Origin of the sequence: Streptomyces sp. Q6 (assembly GCF_036967205.1) — a bacterium.
GTDB lineage: Bacteria > Actinomycetota > Actinomycetes > Streptomycetales > Streptomycetaceae > Streptomyces > Streptomyces citrinus.
On the sequence record NZ_CP146022.1, the window covers coordinates 2,164,853 to 2,184,045 of the forward strand.

Annotated in this window: 14 protein-coding genes and 1 tRNA gene; 11 read left to right on the forward strand and 4 right to left on the reverse strand. The window is 68.3% G+C overall.

Annotated features, from left to right (window positions below; translation table 11 throughout):
* The first annotated feature begins 137 nt into the window (after window positions 1-137).
* Both V2W30_RS10145 and V2W30_RS10150 read left to right on the forward strand, forming a co-directional pair.
* Window positions 138-2,426, forward strand: a complete 2,289-nt coding sequence (locus V2W30_RS10145) for an FdhF/YdeP family oxidoreductase (RefSeq protein WP_338695478.1) — start codon at window positions 138-140, stop codon at window positions 2,424-2,426.
* A 57-nt stretch (window positions 2,427-2,483) separates the two neighbouring features.
* The gene (locus V2W30_RS10150) at window positions 2,484-2,978 is read left to right on the forward strand and encodes a hotdog fold thioesterase (RefSeq protein WP_338703550.1); all 495 of its coding nucleotides are present in this window, start codon (window positions 2,484-2,486) and stop codon (window positions 2,976-2,978) included.
* Here the strand turns inward: V2W30_RS10150 and V2W30_RS10155 are convergent.
* Window positions 2,947-4,869: a Xaa-Pro dipeptidyl-peptidase gene (locus tag V2W30_RS10155; protein ID WP_338695479.1), complete on the reverse strand. Its 1,923-nt coding sequence runs from the start codon at window positions 4,867-4,869 to the stop codon at window positions 2,947-2,949. The two genes, V2W30_RS10150 and V2W30_RS10155, sit on opposite strands and share 32 nt — an antisense overlap.
* Before the next feature lie 209 nt (window positions 4,870-5,078).
* Between V2W30_RS10155 and V2W30_RS10160 the strand changes: the two genes are divergently transcribed.
* The 6 genes from V2W30_RS10160 (at window position 5,079) to V2W30_RS10185 (ending at window position 11,646) form a co-directional block, all read left to right on the forward strand.
* The gene (locus V2W30_RS10160) at window positions 5,079-5,681 is read left to right on the forward strand and encodes a hypothetical protein (RefSeq protein WP_338695480.1); all 603 of its coding nucleotides are present in this window, start codon (window positions 5,079-5,081) and stop codon (window positions 5,679-5,681) included.
* Window positions 5,682-6,083: 402 nt separating this feature from the next.
* Window positions 6,084-7,319, forward strand: a complete 1,236-nt coding sequence (locus V2W30_RS10165) for a branched-chain amino acid ABC transporter substrate-binding protein (protein WP_338695481.1) — start codon at window positions 6,084-6,086, stop codon at window positions 7,317-7,319.
* Between the two features lie 103 nt (window positions 7,320-7,422).
* Complete coding sequence (locus V2W30_RS10170) at window positions 7,423-8,352, forward strand: branched-chain amino acid ABC transporter permease (protein ID WP_338695482.1); 930 nt, start codon at window positions 7,423-7,425, stop codon at window positions 8,350-8,352.
* A 5-nt stretch (window positions 8,353-8,357) separates the two neighbouring features.
* Entirely contained in the window at window positions 8,358-10,139 is a 1,782-nt protein-coding gene (locus V2W30_RS10175; protein ID WP_338703551.1) for a branched-chain amino acid ABC transporter permease, read from the forward strand.
* A 5-nt stretch (window positions 10,140-10,144) separates the two neighbouring features.
* Complete coding sequence (locus tag V2W30_RS10180) at window positions 10,145-10,933, forward strand: ABC transporter ATP-binding protein (protein WP_338695483.1); 789 nt, start codon at window positions 10,145-10,147, stop codon at window positions 10,931-10,933.
* Window positions 10,930-11,646, forward strand: a complete 717-nt coding sequence (locus V2W30_RS10185) for an ABC transporter ATP-binding protein (RefSeq protein ID WP_338695484.1) — start codon at window positions 10,930-10,932, stop codon at window positions 11,644-11,646. Before V2W30_RS10180 ends, V2W30_RS10185 begins: the two co-directional genes overlap by 4 nt.
* Before the next feature lie 71 nt (window positions 11,647-11,717).
* Here the strand turns inward: V2W30_RS10185 and V2W30_RS10190 are convergent, their stop codons facing one another.
* Window positions 11,718-12,374: an ANTAR domain-containing response regulator gene (locus V2W30_RS10190; RefSeq protein WP_338695485.1), complete on the reverse strand. Its 657-nt coding sequence runs from the start codon at window positions 12,372-12,374 to the stop codon at window positions 11,718-11,720.
* 107 nt (window positions 12,375-12,481) lie between these two features.
* Between V2W30_RS10190 and V2W30_RS10195 the strand changes: the two genes are divergently transcribed.
* Together V2W30_RS10195 and V2W30_RS10200 are read left to right on the forward strand one after the other, a co-directional pair.
* Window positions 12,482-12,564 (forward strand) — tRNA-Leu (locus tag V2W30_RS10195).
* Window positions 12,565-12,965: 401 nt separating this feature from the next.
* Window positions 12,966-14,873 carry an alkyl/aryl-sulfatase gene (locus tag V2W30_RS10200; protein WP_338695487.1) on the forward strand — a complete coding sequence of 636 codons (1,908 nt, stop codon included), beginning with the start codon at window positions 12,966-12,968 and terminating at the stop codon, window positions 14,871-14,873.
* A gap of 73 nt (window positions 14,874-14,946) precedes the next feature.
* Here the strand turns inward: V2W30_RS10200 and pyk are convergent, their stop codons facing one another.
* Window positions 14,947-16,383, reverse strand: a complete 1,437-nt coding sequence (gene pyk, locus V2W30_RS10205; RefSeq protein WP_338695489.1) for a pyruvate kinase — start codon at window positions 16,381-16,383, stop codon at window positions 14,947-14,949.
* Window positions 16,384-16,526: 143 nt separating this feature from the next.
* The gene (locus V2W30_RS10210; RefSeq protein ID WP_338695491.1) at window positions 16,527-17,231 is read right to left on the reverse strand and encodes an SIMPL domain-containing protein; all 705 of its coding nucleotides are present in this window, start codon (window positions 17,229-17,231) and stop codon (window positions 16,527-16,529) included.
* Between the two features lie 151 nt (window positions 17,232-17,382).
* Between V2W30_RS10210 and V2W30_RS10215 the strand changes: the two genes are divergently transcribed.
* Window positions 17,383-19,188 carry a bifunctional metallophosphatase/5'-nucleotidase gene (locus tag V2W30_RS10215; RefSeq protein WP_338695492.1) on the forward strand — a complete coding sequence of 602 codons (1,806 nt, stop codon included), beginning with the start codon at window positions 17,383-17,385 and terminating at the stop codon, window positions 19,186-19,188.
* Window positions 19,189-19,193: the final 5 nt, after the last annotated feature.

The following is a 19,193-nucleotide window of genomic DNA, read 5'->3' on the forward strand; positions in this document are numbered from 1 at the left end:
GCGGCCCATCCCGGACCGGCCCGGGGCGCTGTCAGCCGTACGTGCGAGGATCGGAGACGTACCTCACACGCGCGATCCACACGCGCACCACGCTCGTACGCGCACGTCCGCAGCACCCGCTCGAAGGGGAGCACGACATGGCCAGCAAGCCGCCGGCATCCGATCCGGTTCAGGACGCACCGCAGGTGGCGGCGCCGCAGCACCATGCCGCCGGGCTCCCCGCCGTCAAGCACTCCCTGAAGATCGCCCGGGAGCAGATGGGCGTGAAGCGGACCGCGCTGACGCTGCTGCGCGTCAACCAGAAGGACGGCTTCGACTGTCCCGGCTGCGCCTGGCCCGAGCCGGAGCACCGGCACGCGGCGGAGTTCTGCGAGAACGGCGCGAAGGCGGTCGCCGAGGAGGCCACGCTGCGCCGCGTGACCCCGGAGTTCTTCGCGGCCCACCCGGTCGCGGACCTCGCGACGCGCTCCGGCTACTGGCTGGGCCAGCAGGGCCGCCTCACCCACCCCATGTACCTGGCCGAGGGCGCCACGCACTACGAGCCGGTGGCGTGGGAGCGGGCCTTCGACATCATCGGCGAGGAGCTGGAGGCCCTCGACTCCCCCGACGAGTCGGTCTTCTACACGTCGGGCCGTACGAGCAACGAGGCCGCGTTCCTGTACCAGTTGTTCGCCCGCGAGTGGGGCACGAACAACCTGCCCGACTGCTCGAACATGTGCCACGAGTCGTCCGGTTCGGCGCTCGTGGAGACCATCGGCATCGGCAAGGGCAGCGTCCTCCTGGAGGACCTGTACAAGTCCGACCTGATCATCGTGGCCGGGCAGAACCCGGGCACGAACCATCCCCGCATGCTCTCCGCCCTGGAGAAGGCGAAGGCCGGCGGCGCGAGGATCATCTCCGTGAATCCGCTCCCGGAGGCGGGGCTGGAGAAGTTCAAGAACCCGCAGACGCCGAAGGGCCTCACCAAGGGCGCCTCGCTCACCGACCTGTTCCTCCAGATCCGGCTCGGCGGCGACCAGGCGCTGTTCCGCCTCCTCAACAAGCTCGTCCTGGAGACCGAGGGCGCCACCGACGAGGCCTTCATCGCCGAACACACCCATGGGTACGAGGAGTTCGCCGCGGCCGCCCGCGCCGCCGACTGGGGCGAGACCCTGAAGGCGACCGGTCTGTCGCGCGCCGACATCGAGCGCGCCCTGGAGATGGTCCTCGCCTCCAAGCGGACCGTCGTGTGCTGGGCGATGGGCCTCACCCAGCACAAGCACTCCGTGCCGACGATCCGCGAAGTGGTCAACTTCCTTCTGCTGCGCGGCAACATCGGACGGCCCGGCGCCGGCGTCTGCCCCGTGCGCGGCCACAGCAACGTGCAGGGCGACCGCACCATGGGCATCTTCGAGCGCCCAGCGCCCGCCTTCCTGCACGCCCTGGAGAAGGAGTTCGGCTTCGCGCCGCCGCGCGAGCACGGCTTCGACGTCGTACGGGCCATCCGTGCCCTGCGCGACGGCGAGGCGAAGGTCTTCTTCGCCATGGGCGGCAACTTCGTGTCGGCGTCCCCCGACACCGAGGTCACCGAGGCGGCCATGCGCCGCGCCCGGCTCACCGTCCACGTGTCGACGAAGCTGAACCGCTCGCACGTCGTCACCGGCGCCCGCGCGCTCATCCTGCCGACCCTCGGCCGCACCGAACGCGACCTCCAGGGCAGTGGCGAGCAGTTCGTGACCGTCGAGGACTCCATGGGCATGGTGCACGCCTCGCGCGGCCGCCTGGACCCGGCGAGCACGCACCTGCTGTCCGAGCCCGCGATCGTGGCCCGCCTCGCCCGCCGCGTCCTCGGCCAGGACTCCCGCACCCCCTGGGAGGAGTTCGAGAAGGACTACGCGACGATCCGCGACCGCATCGCCCGTGTCATCCCCGGCTTCGAGGACTTCAACGCGCGCGTGGCGAACCCGTCGGGTTTCGCGCTGCCGCACGCCCCGCGCGACGAGCGCCGCTTCCCGACGGCCACCGGCAAGGCCAACTTCACAGCCGCGCCCGTCGAGTACCCGCGGCTGCCCGAAGGCCGTCTGCTGCTCCAGACGCTGCGCTCGCACGACCAGTACAACACCACGATCTACGGCCTCGACGACCGCTACCGGGGGATCAGGAACGGCCGCAGGGTCGTCCTCGTGAACGCCGACGACGCCAAGGAGCTCGACCTCGCCGAGGGCAGTTACGTCGACCTCGTGAGTGAGTGGGAGTCCGAAGGGTCTTCGTCCGAGCGCAGGGCGCCCGGCTTCCGCGTCGTGCACTACCCGACGGCCCGCGGCTGCGCGGCCGCGTACTACCCGGAGACCAATGTGCTGGTGCCGCTGGACGCCACGGCGGACACCAGCAACACCCCCGCCAGCAAGTCCGTCGTCGTACGCCTGGAACAATCGAGGACCGACTGAGCGTTTGCTCAGTCACGCAGACTCTCAGGTATGGCACGACGGACGGAGCCGGGCCCCATGGGCGAGCAGAACCACGTGAAGTTCCCGCAAGAGGTCATCGACGAGTACGCGGCGCTCGGCGTCGACCTGCCCGCCCTGTTCTCCGCCGGGCACCTCGGCACCCGGATGGGCATCGAGGTCAAGGAGGCCTCCGCCGACCGCGTCGTCGGCACGATGCCCGTCGAGGGGAACACCCAGCCCTACGGACTGCTGCACGGCGGCGCCTCCGCCGTCCTCGCCGAGACCCTCGGCTCGGTCGGCTCGATGCTGCACGGCGGCATCGGCAAGCTCGCCGTCGGCGTCGACCTGAACTGCACCCACCACCGCAGCGCCCGCTCCGGCCTCGTCACCGGTGTGGCCACGCCCGTGCACCGCGGCCGCACCACGGCGACGTACGAGGTCGTCATCACCGACGAGCAGGACAGGCGGGTCTGCACGGCCCGCCTGACCTGCGTCCTCAAGGACTCCGCGCTGGTGCCGCCTACGGCCGGTCAGGCGCCACCGGCAGCGTGAGCGAGCTGACCCCGGCGCGCACGGTCATCACCGTGCCCGCCGGGTGGCGCAGCGTGTAGTCGTAGTCCGTCGAGATCAGGACCACGCCGAGCCGGTGACCGGCCTTGAAGACGTAGTCCTGGGGCTGCATGTCCCAGCTCAGCCGGTACTCGCGGCCCTCGACGACCTTGGACTGGCGCGCGTACGAGACGCGGTTGCGCGCGTCCAGCCAGCCCCGCGTCACGATCTTGAAGTCCGCCGTCTCGGTGGCGTGTCTGGTCCGGTACGCGCAGCCCGTCTCGCCGGGCAGCCCCGGCACGCCCTCCCCGTAGCAGACCTGCCGCGACGTGTCGGTGACCGTGCCGGACGTCGCGCGGGTGTCGCGGCCGTAGTCGACGAGCAGGGCGGTCACGTAGGGCGACGTTCCGTCGAGCGAGGCCCGCACGTCGACCTCCGGGACGCCGTTCAGCCGCAGGTCCTTCGTCAGGGCTCCCGTCGTGTACGCGAGCCGGTTCGGGTTCGCCGTGTCCGGCGACGTGACGAGTTGCTCGGCGGGCACCGTGCGCCCCGCGTCGGTCAGGGACCGGACGGTGGCCGGGCCCGCGGCGCGTCCCAGGGTGCCGTCGGCGTTCAGCCGCAGCGCCGTGTCACGGGTGCCGGTGGCCGGCCAGTCGTTCTGCCGTTTCCAGCTGAAGTCGGCCTGCTCGACGTCGACCCGGGGCTCGGACGTGATGCCGTTGTCGAGGCCGTAGAGGTAGTGGTCGAACCAGTGGTGCACCTGGCGCAGCCACTCCTCCATGCGCAGGGGCATCGGGTTGGCGTGCCCGGCCTGGTGCAGCCACAGCTTGCGCGGCACATGGTTCTTCTTCAGCGCCTCCCACAACCGGTCCGCGTTCTTGGTCTTCACGTTCCAGTCGTTGAGGCCGTGCACGACGAACGTCGCCGCTTTGATCCGGTCGGCGTCCTTGAGGTAGTCCCGCTCCCGCCAGTACGCCGACCAGTCGCCGGTCGCCCGGTCCTGGTCGCGCTCCAGGGCGTCGAGGACCGGCGCGCAGATCTCGCGGTCGGCCCGCGAGTACACGTACTTGGCGAGGACGTCGGTGTCCTCGCCCTGGTAGGTGCCGGGGGCGACGACCCCGCCGTTCGCCCGGTAGTAGTCGTACCAGGAGGAGATCCCGGAGATCGGCACGATCGCCTTGAGGCCCTCGACGCCCGTGGTGGCGACGGCCGTCGGCAGCGTGCCGTTGTAGGAGATGCCCATCATCGCGGCGTCGCCGGTGGACCAGTTCGCGCGGGTCTCCTCGCCGTCGAGGTCCCAGCCCTTGGCGCGGCCGTTCAGCCAGTCGATCGCGGCCTTCGCGCCGAGCGTCTCGTTGCGTCCGCCGGACGTCGGGCAGCCGGTGGAGCCGCCGGTGCCGAGGCTGTCGACCTGCGCGACGGCGTATCCGCGCGGCAGGAAGTAGTTGTCGTAGTACCCGGAGTAGGCGACGGCAGGACCGGTCAACCCGGGCTTCCGCGGGTCGAGTCGGTGGCTCTTGTTCGCGGGGAGTCCGTCCTCGTCGAGGTCGACGACATGGTTCGGGACATCGTTGCCACCCGCCCAGTACGGGCTCGCCTCCACGACCGTGGCGACCTTCAGACCCGCCGTGTCGGTCTCCTTGGGGCGCAGGATCCGCATCCGTACGGTGTCGCGCTCCCCGTCCCCGTCGCTGTCTACCTCCGTCTGGACGTCGACCTGTTGCAGCACGGCGTCGGCCCGGGAGAAGACGGGTTGCGTCTCCCCGCCGGATATCTTCAACTCCGCCCGTTCGGGAGCTGGTTGAGCGGCGTGGGCGGACGGCGTGGCCAGCACCGCGGCCATCGCGCACACCACGGCGATGCCGGTGCGTCTGTTGCCGGTGGATCTCACCATCGTGCCTCCAGGGCGCGGTAAGGGAGTTCACTCGCGGGACAGGCGTATTCCATCGCGCCGCACCCCCACCCACCAGAGGGCCCGCACAACTTCCTTGATCCGTTGGGCCGTTGGGCCGTTGAGCGGTTGAGCCGCTGAGCCGCTGAGCCGTTGGGCCGTTGGGCCGTTGGGCCGTTGGCGGAGCCGAACGCTCCGGCCTATCGTCGAGCATGACCGGCATCGGGCCCGTCGAGCCGTACGACCCCGGCACGGACAGCCCCGCGCACCCCGGCGAGGCGATCGGCACCGACGCGCCCCGCCCCGGCGACCGCTGGGCCGCGCTCCCCGCCCGCCGGCGCCGCACCGCCGCGGCTCTCGTCGCCGCGGTCGCCGCCACCGCCACCTTCCTGGTGACACGCCCCGACCCGCCGCCCCCGGCCCCCGCGTCCTGGCCCTCCCAGACCACCACGCTGCACTACGACGGCCCCGGCAAGCACGCGGGCCGCTTCGCCTTCACCGTCAGCATCACCGGCGAGGATCCGGTGATCGTCCGTCACCTCGGCACGGGGATACCTCAGTTGGCCGCGACGGTCACCCCGGCACTGCCACGGATCGTGCAACCGGACTCCCCCGCGCGGCTGAGCGTCCGGATCGCCGTCCAGGACTGCGCCACCCTGCCCGCCGGTATCAACCAGCCCTACGTGGAGCTGACCCTGCGCAACCGCCGCGCCCAGCAGAGGCACAGCTTCATCTTCGAGGGCCGCTACCCCCGCGACCTGTGGCGGTGGATCCACACCGTCTGCGACGCGCGGAACGATCTCACACGCCGGTAACACTCCGTTACCAGGGGCGCAACACGGCAAGGGAAGGATCGCGCGCCGCCTTTTACACCCGCGCGACCCCCCGCACAACCCTTGGGACATCACGGAATACATCATTCCGCCCCGCTCAAGATCGTCTCAAGTCCCTTAGCGGAACAGGGCGTTCTCGAAATGCGAACATCACGACTCGGTATGCATACGCCCCAAACACCCCCACTGCACCCCCGCGGACACACCTCGGCATAACAAGAGCGTCACATCCTCACCCGCGCCGCTCCCCACGCCCCGACCTGCGCTTATAGTCACGGCCAGTTACCGCGCCGCCGGGCGCGTCACTTGCACGGCCCCTGTACCAGACCAGTACGGCCCGGCGAGACACACGGCCCCCGACCGGGAGCCGCGCCAGGGAGAGGAATGATCGTGCGACACCGTTCTCTGCTCATACTCACGACCGTGCTCACCACCGGAGCCCTCACGCTCACCGCTTGCGGATCGCGTGACGACGACAAAGAGGGGTCGAGCAGCGACAAGAAGACCACCGTGGTCATCGGCGTCGACGCCCCCCTGACCGGCGCCAACTCCGCCACCGGCCTCGGCATCCAGTACGGCGCCAAGATCGCTGTCGATGACGCCAACAAGAACAACACCGTCCCCGGTGTCACCTTCAAGCTCGTGGCCAAGGACGACAAGGCGCAGCCCGCCACCGGCCAGCAGAACGCCACCGCGCTGGTCGCCGACAAGGACGTCCTCGGCGTCGTCGGCCCCCTGAACTCCGGTGTGGCCACCCAGATGCAGCAGGTCTTCGCCACCGCCAACCTGGTGGAGATCTCGCCCTCGAACACCGCACCCGAGCTCACCCAGGGCAAGAACTGGCAGACGGACAAGAAGCGCGCCTACAAGACGTACTTCCGCACCGCCACCACCGACGCGCTCCAGGGCGGCTTCGCCGCCGACTACGCGTACAACACGCTCAAGAAGAAGAAGGTCTTCGTCGTCGACGACAAGCAGACCTACGGCGCGGGCCTCGCCAAGCTCTTCACCGCCGGCTTCAAGGACGCGGGCGGCAAGGTCGTCGCCACCGACCACGTCAACACCGGTGACCGCGACTTCTCCACCCTCGTCACCAAGATCAAGAACTCCGGCGCCGACCTGCTCTACTACGGCGGCCAGTACGACGAGTCGCAGGTCCTCACCAAGCAGCTCAAGGAAGCCGGCGCCGACATCCCGCTCTTCGGCGGCGACGGCATGTTCACCCCGACCTACATCAAGACCGCGGGCAAGGCCGCCGAGGGCGACCTCGTCACCTCCATCGGCGTCCCCGTGGACACCCTGCCCGCCGCCAAGACGTTCGTCGACACGTACAAGGCCAAGAAGTACCCCGGTGACTACGGCACCTACGGCGCCTACGCCTACGACGCCGCCACCGCCATCATCAAGGCCGTCGGCACCGTCGTGAAGGACGGCAAGGTCCCCTCCGACGCCCGCCAGCAGGTCGTCGACGCCGTCCAGAAGACCTCCTTCGACGGTCTCTCCGGCAAGGTCGCCTTCGACGAGTACGGCGACACGACCAACAAGCAGCTGACCGTCTACCAGGTCGTCAAGGGCGAGTGGAAGTCCGTCAAGAGCGGCACCTTCGAGCCCAAGAACTGACCGAAGCACCCCGCACCACCCCGGGCCGCGCGGCACAGACCACCGTCAACCGCGCGGCCCACCCACATACCCTGCTCGCTCCCCACCACATGGAGGCCATGCGGTGAACACCCTGCCGCAGCAGCTGGCCAACGGGCTGTTCCTCGGCTCGATGTACGGGCTGATCGCCATCGGCTACACGATGGTGTACGGCATCGTCCAGCTCATCAACTTCGCCCACGGCGAGATCTTCATGACGGGCGGCTTCGGCGCCCTCACCGTCTACCTCGTCCTGCCGGACGGCATATCCATGTGGATAGCCCTGCCGGCGATGCTCATCGGCGGCGCGCTCGTCGCCGTCCTCATCGCCGTCGGAGCGGAACGGTTCGCCTACCGACCACTCAGGGGAGCACCACGGCTGGCCCCCCTCATCACCGCCATCGGCCTCTCGCTGGCACTCCAGCAGCTCGTCTTCAACCTGTACCCCAAGGCCGAGAACGCCCGCGTCTTCCCCCAGCTCCCCTTCGGCCCCTACCACCTGGGCTCGATCCGGATCCAGAGCGGCGACATCTTCCTCATCATCGCGGCCCCCCTCTGCATGGCCGCCCTCGCCTTCTTCGTCCGCCTCTCCCGCACCGGCCGCGCCATGCAGGCCACCGCTCAGGACCCGGACACCGCCCAGCTCATGGGCATCGACACCAACCGCATCATCGTCATCGCCTTCGCCATCGGCGGTCTCTTCGCCGCTGTCGCCGGCGTCGCGTACGGCGTCAAATACGGTGCCGTCGAATACAACATGGGCTTCCTCGCCGGCCTCAAAGCCTTCACCGCGGCCGTCCTCGGCGGCATCGGCAACATCTACGGAGCCATGCTCGGCGGCCTCGTCCTCGGCCTCGCCGAAGCCATGGCCACCGCCTACATCTCCGACATCCCCGGCATGGAACAACTCGGCGGCCAGGGCTGGTCCGCCGTCTGGGCCTTCGTCCTGCTGATCCTCGTGCTCCTACTGAGGCCACAAGGCCTACTCGGCGAACGCGTCGCGGACAGGGCGTGACCACCATGACCGACACCACCACCGCCCAGGCACCGGCGCAGGAGAGCGGACTCGTCCCGCTCCCCACCGCCACCGCCCGCGCCCTCATCCTCATCGGCGCCGTCGGCACCATCGCCAGCACCTTCATGTCCTGGACCTGGACCGACGAATTCCCCGGCGACCTGACCGTCTACGGCTACCCCGCCGGCCTCCAGATCATCGCCCTCGTCGCCGGCCTGTTCACGCTCCTCCACGGACTCGCCCTCCAGGGCGTGAAACCCCTGCGATTCCTCAACCCCGCGGGCGCCACCTCCCCCGTCTTCCTGATGACGCTCAGCGGCTTCACCGTCTGCTGGTTCACCGCCATCGCCATCGCCGTCGACCTCGGCGGACTCGCCAACCTCGACCCCGGCGCCTACGTCGCCATGGTCGCCTCCGCGATCCCCGTCGTCGGCGCACTCGCCCTGCCCGGCACCACGCTCAAGGACTACATCACCAAGTCCGACCAGCCCCGCCCGACGCGACTCGGCCCGCTCGCCGAACGCCTCGTGCTCACCGCCGGCACCACCATCGCGCTGATCGTCTTCACCTACGGCATCGGCATCGACGACGAAGACAGCGAAACGTTCATCGGCTACCTGCTGCTGATCATCTTCGCCGTCTGGTCCGCCACCCACGCCGGGCTCCTCGACCGCTACGCCGACATCGGCAGACGCCACAAGGGATTCGCCGCCGGTCTCGCCTTCCTCGCCGCCGCGATCTTCCCCTTCACCCAGAGCGACGACCACAACGCCAACCTCGGCGTCAGCATCCTCATCTTCGCCACCGTCGCCCTCGGCCTGAACATCGTCGTCGGCCTCACCGGCCTCCTCGACCTCGGATACGTCGCCTTCCTCGGCGTCGGCGCCTACGCCGCCGCCCTCGTCTCCGGCTCCGAGTTCTCCCGCTTCTCCGGCGTCCAATTCCCTTTCTGGGCCGCCGCGTTGACCGGTATGGCCGCATCCCTCGTCTTCGGCGTCCTGATCGGCGCACCGACCCTGCGACTGCGCGGCGACTACCTCGCCATCGTCACCCTCGGCTTCGGTGAGATCTTCCGCATCGCCGTCAACAACATGGACGGCTCCTCCGGCCCCAACATCACCAACGGGCCCAACGGAATCTCCCAGATCCCCGACCTCGAGATCTTCGGCTTCAACCTCGGCGTCCCGCACGACATCGGCTCCTTCACCCTCGGCCGATTCGCGAACTACCTCTTCCTGATGCTGTTCGTCACCGCGATCGTCGTCCTCGTCTTCACCCGCGCCGCGGACTCCCGCATCGGCCGCGCCTGGATCGCCATCCGCGAGGACGAGACCGCCGCCACCGCGATGGGCATCAACGGCTTCCGCGTCAAACTCATCGCCTTCGCCCTCGGCGCCTCCCTCGCCGGCCTCGCGGGCACCGTCATGGCGCACGTCAACTACAGCGTCAACCCGCAGCCCTACAAGTTCGCCGACGCCGTACCCCCCAACTCCGCCTTCCTCCTCGCCGCCGTCGTCCTCGGCGGCATGGGAACCGTCAGCGGACCCCTCCTCGGCGCCAGCCTGCTGTACCTCATCCCCGAGAAGCTCCAGTTCCTCCAGAACTACTCGCTCCTCGCCTTCGGCCTGGCCCTCGTCCTCCTCATGCGCTTCCGCCCCGAGGGGATCATCGCCAACCGCCGCCGCCAGCTCGAATTCCACGAGACCGGCCAACTCGACATCCCCGAACAACAGAGCCTGCCCGAAGGAACCATCGGCGCTGCCAAGGCCACCAAGGCAGGTGCGTGACCACCATGACCAACACCGTCCTCGAAGCCAGCGGCGTCACCATGCGCTTCGGCGGTCTCACCGCCGTCCGCAACGTCGACCTCACCGTCAGCGAAGGCGAGATCGTCGGCCTCATCGGCCCCAACGGCGCCGGTAAGACCACCTTCTTCAACTGCCTCACCGGCCTCTACATCCCCACCGAGGGCAAGGTCTCCTACAAGGGCACCGTCCTCCCGCCCAAGCCCCACCTCGTCACCCAGGCCGGCATGGCCCGCACCTTCCAGAACATCCGGCTCTTCGCCAACATGACCGTCCTGGAGAACGTGCTCGTCGGCCGCCACACCCGCACCAAAGAAGGCCTCTGGTCGGCCCTCCTGCGCGGACCCGGCTTCCGCAAAGCCGAAGCCACCTCCGAAGAACGCGCCATGGAACTCCTGGAGTTCATCGGTCTCGCCCACAAACGCGACCACCTGGCCCGCAGCCTGCCGTACGGCGAGCAGCGCAAACTGGAGATCGCCCGAGCCCTCGCGAGCGAGCCCGGACTCCTCCTCCTCGACGAGCCCACGGCCGGCATGAACCCCCAGGAGACCCGCGCCACCGAGGAACTCGTCTTCGCCATCCGCGACAAGGGCGTCGCCGTCCTCGTCATCGAGCACGACATGCGGTTCATCTTCAACCTCTGCGACCGCGTCGCCGTCCTCGTCCAAGGCGAGAAACTGGTGGAAGGCACCAGCGACGTCGTCCAAGGCGACGAACGCGTCATCGCCGCCTACCTCGGCACCCCCTACGAAGGCGCGGAAGGAGACACCAAGTGACCGCACTGCTCGAAGTCGAAGACCTCAAGGTCGCCTACGGCAAGATCGAAGCCGTCAAAGGCATCTCCTTCAGCGTCGAGGAAGGCCAGGTCGTCACCCTCATCGGCACCAACGGCGCCGGCAAGACGACCACCCTGCGCACCCTCTCCGGACTCCTCAAGCCGCTGAGCGGCAAGATCACGTTCAACGGGCAACCGCTGCACTCCGTCCCCGCCCACAAAATCGTGGCCATGGGCCTCGCCCACTCCCCCGAGGGGCGACGGATCTTCCCCCGCCTGTCCATCGCCGAGAACCTCCAACTCGGAGCCTTCCTCCGCAAGGACACCGCGGGCATCGAGAAGGACATGCAGCGCGCCTACGACCTCTTCCCCATCCTGGGCGAACGTCGAAAGCAAGCCGCGGGCACGCTCTCCGGCGGCGAGCAGCAGATGCTCGCCATGGGACGCGCCCTGATGTCCCAGCCCAAACTCCTGATGCTCGACGAGCCCTCCATGGGCCTCTCCCCGATCATGATGCAGAAGATCATGGCGACGATCGTCGAACTCAAGGCCCAGGGCACGACCATCCTCCTCGTCGAGCAGAACGCCCAGGCGGCGCTCTCCCTCGCCGACGAGGGCCACGTCATGGAGGTCGGCTCCATCGTCCTCTCCGGCAGCGGCCAGGACCTCCTCCACGACGAGTCCGTCCGCAAGGCGTACCTCGGCGAGGACTGATCCACCCCGTACGCCGATGAGGCCCGCGCCCCCTTTCGGGGCGCGGGCCTCATCACTGCGATCAGGTGCGATCAGCCCTTCGACGCCTTCTTCTCCGCGGCGTCCTCGATGACCGCCTCGGCGACCTGCTGCATCGACAGCCGACGGTCCATCGACGTCTTCTGGATCCAGCGGAACGCGGCCGGCTCCGTCAGCCCGTACTCCGTCTGGAGAATCGACTTCGCCCGGTCCACCAGCTTCCGCGTCTCCAGACGCTGTGTGAGGTCCGCGACCTCCTGCTCCAGCGTCTTCAGCTCCGTGAACCGCGAGACGGCCATCTCGATCGCCGGCACGACATCGCTCTTGCTGAACGGCTTCACCAGGTACGCCATGGCACCGGCGTCACGCGCACGCTCGACGAGGTCGCGCTGCGAGAACGCGGTCAGCATGAGCACCGGGGCGATGGACTCCTCGGCGATCTTCTCCGCCGCGCTGATGCCGTCCATCTTCGGCATCTTCACGTCGAGGATCACCAGGTCGGGCTTGTGCTCGCGGGCCAGCTCGATGGCCTCCTCGCCGTCGCCGGCCTCACCCACGACGGTGTAGCCCTCTTCTTCGAGCATCTCTTTGAGGTCGAGGCGGATCAGGGCCTCGTCCTCGGCGATGACGACACGGGTCGTCAGCGGCGGGACGTGCGACTTGTCGTCGTCGGCGGCGTCAACGGGCTGGGGCGACTCGGGGGCGGTCACGGGGGCGCTCCTTGGTTGAGCAGGGCGGGGGTACTGCTGACAAGAGCCTACCTAGCTGCGTCGCGATACGAAGACCCGGTATGCTTCCCTGCAGCTCACCGCACCCTGCCCGGTTGGCGGAACGGCATACGCTGATGTCTCAAACACATCTGTTCGAAAGAACATGTGGGTTCGAATCCCACACCGGGCACCTCCTGAAGCGGATGTTCACCTTCTCGTGAACATCCGCTTTTTCTCTGCCTCGCGTCACATATTCATGCAGAATTTCCGCATAAGTATCCGCGCGCCTGGGTCCCGGCGACGCGCCATCACGCTGCTGCGCGGCGGATCCAGGACTGCCGACGCCGCGAGTGCGCGCAATGTCAGCTCCGCACGGAAACCCGTACGACGTCTCCGTCGCCCGCAGAGCGGACGTGGCCCTGCTCGACCTCCCCGTGGGCCCCACGCGCTGACCCGCAATATGACCCGTCACAGCGACCCCGGCCGCCCCCTGGGACCTGCCCCAATCTCCCCGGCAGACCTTGACCGGTCCGGTCGCCTCCGACGATGTTCGGGATCACCATCAGCCACCCGTGATCCGAAGAGGTATCCATGCCCCCGATCAACCGGCGCCAGTTCGTCGCGGCCGCGGCAGGCGCCGCCGCGGCCGCCGTGGCCGTGAGTCCCGGATCCGCGTTCGCCGCCCCGTCCGCGGCCGGCGCCGCTCCTGACGCCGATTTCGCCGACGCCGACCGGGGGTTCATCGCCGCGCTCACGCCGGGCGTGGTCAGGAACGCCGCCGGGAAGGTCGTGTGGGACAACGACGCGTACGACTTCCTGAAGGGTGACGCGCCCTCGACCGTCGACAAGAGCCTGTGGCGGCAGTCCCAACTCGTGCGCAAGCAGGGCCTGTACAAGGTCACGGACCGGATCTATCAGGTGCGTGGGCTCGATCTGTCGAACATGACGATCGTCGAGGGTGACACGGGGCTGATCGTCATCGATCCGCTGATCTCCGCCGAGACGGCCGCCGCCGCGCTCAAGCTGTACCGCGACCACCGGGACGCCGCCGCCAAGAAGGTCACAGCGCTGATCTACACGCATCCGCACGTGGATCACTTCGGTGGCGCGTACGGGGTGTTGCCGGACGGGGCGGGGGACGTTCCCGTGATCGCTCCGGAGGGGTTCCTGGGGCACGCGGTCTCGGAGAACGTGTATGCCGGTACGGCGATGACGCGGCGTTCGTCGTACATGTACGGGTCGCATCTGCCGAAGTCGGCACGGGGTCAGGTGGGGTGCGGTCTGGGGCAGACGGTGTCGCTGGGGACGGTCGGGCTGATCGCGCCGACCCGGAGTGTCTCGCAGACCGGTCAGGTGGAGACGGTCGACGGGGTGCGGATCGAGTTCCAGATGACGCCGGGGACGGAGGCGCCTGCGGAGATGAACTTCGTGTTCCCGGAGCTGCGTGCGGTGTGCATGGCGGAGAACGCGACGCACACGATGCACAACATCATCACGTTGCGAGGTGCCCAGGTGCGGGACGCCCGCGAGTGGGCGCACTATCTGAATGAGTCCATCGATCTGTTCGGGGGTCGCGTGGACGTGGCGTTCGCTTCGCATCACTGGCCGACGTGGGGTGCGCAGGAGATCACGGAACTGCTCGCGCAGCAGCGGGACTTGTATGCGTACATGCATGACCAGACGCTGCGGATGATCAATCTGGGGATGACGGGGCGGGAGATCGCGGAGGAGATCACGCTTCCGCCGGGTCTGCAGGGGTGGGCGAACCGTGGGTACTACGGGTCGCTGAGTCACAACGTGAAGGGCATCTACCAGCGGTACATGGGCTGGTTCGACGCGAATCCGGCTCATCTCTGGGAGCACACGCCGGTGGAGGAGGCGAAGCGGTATGTGAAGGCGATGGGTGGGCGGTCGGCGACGGTCGCCAAGGCCAAGGGGTTCGTGCGGGACGGGGATCTGCGGTTCGCGGCGACGTTGCTGAATCATGTGGTGTTCGCCGATCCGGACCATCGGGCCGCGAAGGCTGAACTGGCCCGCTTATATACGACGTTGGGGTACGCCTCGGAGAACGCGGTGTGGCGGAACTTCTATCTGACCGGGGCCCAGGAGCTGACGGACGGGGTGCGGGCGGGTGCGTCGACGACGGTCAGCGCGACGATGATGATGGCGCTGAGCGTGGACCAGCTCATCGATTCCGTGGCGATCCGGATCAATGGTCCGAAGGCCTGGGATCTGGGGATGACCATGGACTGGAGTTTCCCGGCGCTGGGCACGGTGTACCACTTGACCCTGCGCAACGGCGTGTTGACGTACAGGAGCGATGCGAAGGCCGATGGCGGGGCCGGGGTGACGCTCACGATGACGAAGCCGCAGTTGCTCGCCCTGCTGGGCGGGAAGGGGCTGGGTGACATCAAGGTGTCGGGTGATGTGTCGCTGTTGCAGAAGTTGCTCGCGGTGGTCGACAAGCCGGATCCGAATTTCGCGATCGTGACGCCGTAGCCGGACAGCCCAGTACGCGGCGGGGGCCGCGCCCGTGACTCCGGGCGCGGCCCCCACCGCGTATCGGGTGCGGCTACTTCGGGCTGTCGTCCTCGCCGATGTGGTGGACGCGGACGAGGTTGGTGGAGCCGGCGACGCCGGGCGGGGAGCCCGCGGTGATGACGACGATGTCGCCCTTCTTGCAGCGGCCGATCTTGAGGAGCTGCTCGTCGACCTGGGCGACCATGGCGTCGGTGGAGTCGACGTGGGGGCCGAGGAAGGTCTCCACGCCCCAGGTGAGGTTGAGCTGGGAGCGGGTGGCCTGGACGGGGGTGAAGGCGAGGAGCGGGATCGGGGACCGGTAGCGGGAGAGCCGCTTCACGGTGTCGCCGGACTGGGTGAACGCCACGAGGAACTTCGCGCCCAGGAAGTCGCCCATTTCGGCGGCGGCGCGGGCGACGGCGCCGCCTTGGGTGCGGGGCTTGTTGCGTTCGGTGAGCGGGGGCAGGCCCTTGGCGAGGATGTCTTCTTCCGCCGCTTCGACGATGCGGCCCATGGTCTTGACGGTCTCGATGGGGTATTTGCCGACGCTGGTTTCGCCGGAGAGCATGACGGCGTCGGTGCCGTCGATGACCGCGTTGGCCACGTCGCTCGCTTCCGCCCTGGTGGGTCGGGAGTTGTCGATCATCGAGTCGAGCATTTGTGTGGCGACGATGACCGGTTTCGCATTGCGCTTGGCGAGTTTGATGGCGCGCTTTTGAACGATCGGGACTTGTTCGAGAGGCATTTCGACGCCGAGGTCACCGCGGGCGACCATGATGCCGTCGAATGCGGCGACGATGTCCTCGATGTTGTCGACGGCCTGGGGCTTTTCGACCTTGGCGATGACGGGGAGGTGGCGGCCTTCTTCGTTCATGATGCGGTGGACGTCTTCGATGTCGCGGCCGCTGCGGACGAAGGAGAGGGCGATGACGTCGGCGCCGATGCGCAGGGCCCAGCGGAGGTCGGCCTGGTCCTTCTCGCTGAGGGCGGGGACGGAGACGGCGACGCCGGGGAGGTTGAGGCCCTTGTGGTCGGAGACCATGCCGCCCTCGATGACCTGGGTGCGGACGCGGGGTCCGTCGACTCCGGTGACTTCGAGGCTGACTTTGCCGTCGTCGACGAGGATGCGCTCGCCCGGGGTGACGTCGGCGGCGAGGCCGTCGTAGGTGGTGCCGCAGCGCTGGCGGTCGCCCTGGATGCCGTCTTCGACGGTGATGGTGAACTCGTCGCCGCGTTCGAGGAGTACGGGGCCTTCGCTGAAGCGGCCGAGGCGGATCTTCGGGCCTTGAAGGTCGGCGAGGATGCCGACGCTGCGGCCGGTCTCGTCGGAGGCCTTTCGCACGCGCTGGTAGCGCTCCTCGTGTTCGGCGTAGGTGCCGTGGCTGAGGTTGAAGCGGGCGATGTCCATTCCGGCTTCTACGAGGGCCTTGATCTGCTCGTACGAGTCGGTGGCGGGGCCCAAAGTACAGACGATCTTTGCTCGGCGCATGGTTCGAGCCTAGGCCCTACCGGCGGGTAGAGAATTGGATGGGTATGACTACTCAACAACCTTTGCATGAAGGGTTATTGACAAGCGGCGGAGAGTAGTCGCCAAGTTTTGAATGTGCGCGGGGTGGTGCTCTGATGAGCAATTCAGAGGGTGGGTGGGTGAAGGGTGAAGTGGGCGTTGACGGTGGCGTGGATGTGCTGGCGTTCGGGTTCGAGGTCGAGGACCGGTGGCGGGTCGTCCGGGCCCGTGGTGTCGATGCCCGCCAGGCCGGCCCTGCGGCTGTGTGCGAAGAGCGCGGGGCCTTCGGTGCCGGTGTCGGCGAGTTCGACGAGGGCGGCGAGGGTGGTGCCGAGCGCGTCGGCGTATTCACGGGCGCGCTGGACGGCTTCGCGGACGGCCTGTTGACGGGCCTGGGCGTGGACGGGTGAGGTGCGGCGCAGGGACCAGGTGGGACCGTCGACGCGGGTGAGTTCGAGGTCGGCGAGGCGGGTGGTGAGTTCACCCAGAGCGGTGAAGTCGGTGAGTTCGGCGGTGATGTGGACGCGTCCGTGATAAGTGCGGACGCGTTCGCCGCGGCCGTGCCGGGTGAGTTCGGGGGTGAGGGAGAAGGCGCCGGTCTGCAGTCTCTCGACGCAGTCGCCGTAGGACCTGATGAGGTCGAGGGTGGTGGTGTTGCGGCGGGTGAGGTCGTCGAGCGCGGCGCGGCGGTCGGTGCCGCGGGCCGTGACCGTGACGGTGATCCGGGCGAGTTCGGGGTCTGCTTCGAGGTGCGCTTCGCCGCGGACGGCCAGGCGGGGGGCCTCAGGGGTTCCACAGGGGCCGCTCAGGCTGGGGGCGTCATGGGTCATGGGTCCCACTTTGACACTGTTCGGGTTCGGGTTCAGGTCATCAGATCGAAACCTGTAAGGGGTGTTGCGGGGTGGGTCGACTGGGCCAGAATCTACGCGCGTTGCAGTGTGTGAGCCTCGTACGTACGTCACGAAGGTCAGGAGCCTTTCCATGCCGTTGAACCGCAGATCCTTCCTGGGCAAGTCCGCCGCGACCGGTGCCGGTGTCGCGCTCACGGGTGCCGTGGTGGCACCGTCGGCCGAGGCCGCGCAGGAGAGCCGGGCCCGGAAGAAGAAGCGGTACTCCTTCACCGTGATGGGGACGACGGACCTGCACGGTCACGTCTTCAACTGGGACTACTACAAGGACGCCGACTACAAGGACGCGGCGGGCAACGCTCAGGGTCTGTCGCGGATCTCGACCCTGGTGCAGCAGGTGCGTGCGGAGAAGGGCCGTCAGAACACGCTGCTGATCGACGCGGGTGACACGATCCAGGGGACGCCGCTGACGTACTACTTCGCGCGGGTGGACCCGATCACCGCGGAGAACGGCCCGGTGCACCCGATGGCGCAGGCGATGAACGCGATCGGGTACGACGCGGCCGCGCTCGGCAATCACGAGTTCAACTACGGCATCGACACGCTGCGGAAGTTCGAGTCGCAGTTGAAGTTCCCGCTACTCGGTGCGAACGCGGTGGACGCGAAGACCGAGAAGCCGGCGTTCCGGCCGTACGTCATCAAGACGCTGCGGACGCCGCACGGCAAGGACGTGAAGGTGGCGGTCCTGGGGCTGACGAACCCGGGTATCGCGATCTGGGACAAGGCGTATGTGCAGGGCGTGTTGAAGTTCCCCGGGCTTGAGGAGCAGGCCGCGCTGTGGGTGCCGAAGCTGCGGTCGATGGGCGCGGACGTCGTGATCATCTCGGCGCACTCGGGGGCGTCGGGGACGTCGTCGTGGGGTGACCAGCTGCCGTACGTGGAGAACGCGGCGGCGAACGTGGCGAAGAAGGTGCCGGGGATCGACGCGATCCTGGTCGGGCACGCGCACGTGGAGATCCCGCAGCAGCTGGTGACGAACGACGAGACGGGCAGGTCGGTCGTACTGGCGGAGCCGCTGTGCTACGCGGAGCGTCTCGCGCTGTTCGACTTCGATCTGGAGTGGGACAAGGGCCGCTGGACGGTGGTCTCGGCGTCGTCGAAGCTGCTGAACTCGGCGTCGGTGGCCGACGATCCGAAGATCACGAAGCTGCTGGCGGACGAGCACGCGCTGGTCGTGAAGTACGTGAACCAGGTCGTGGGCCGGGCGACGACGACGCTGACGACCGTGGACGCCCGCTACAAGGACGCGCCGATCATCGACCTGATCAACAAGGTGCAGGCCGATGTGGTGACGGAGGCGCTGAAGTCGACGCAGTACGCGTCGCTGCCGGTGCTGTCGCAGGCGTCGCCGTTCTCGCGTACCTCGGAGATTCCGGCCGGTGACGTGACGATCCGGGATCTGTCGAGCCTGTACGTGTACGACAACACGCTGGTCGCGAAGTTGATGACGGGTGCGCAGGTGCGGGCGTACCTGGAGTACTCGGCGGAGTACTTCGTGCAGACGGCGGCGGGTGCGGTCGTCGACGTGGAGAAGCTGACGAACGCGGGGAACCGGCCGGACTACAACTACGACTACGTGTCGGGGGTGTCGTACGACATCGACATCGCGCAGCCGGCGGGTTCGCGGATCAAGAACCTGACGTTCGGGGGTGCGGCGCTGGACGACGCGGCGCGGTTCGTGTTCGCGGTGAACAACTACCGGGCGAACGGTGGCGGCGCGTTCCCGGGGGTGGCGACGGCGCAGGAGCTGTGGGCGGAGTCGACGGAGATCCGGACGCGGATCGCGGAGTGGGTGACGGCGAAGGGCGTCCTCGACCCGGCCGATTTCGCTTCGGTGGACTGGAAGCTGACGCGGGACGGGACGCCGGTGTTCTCGTGAGTCGC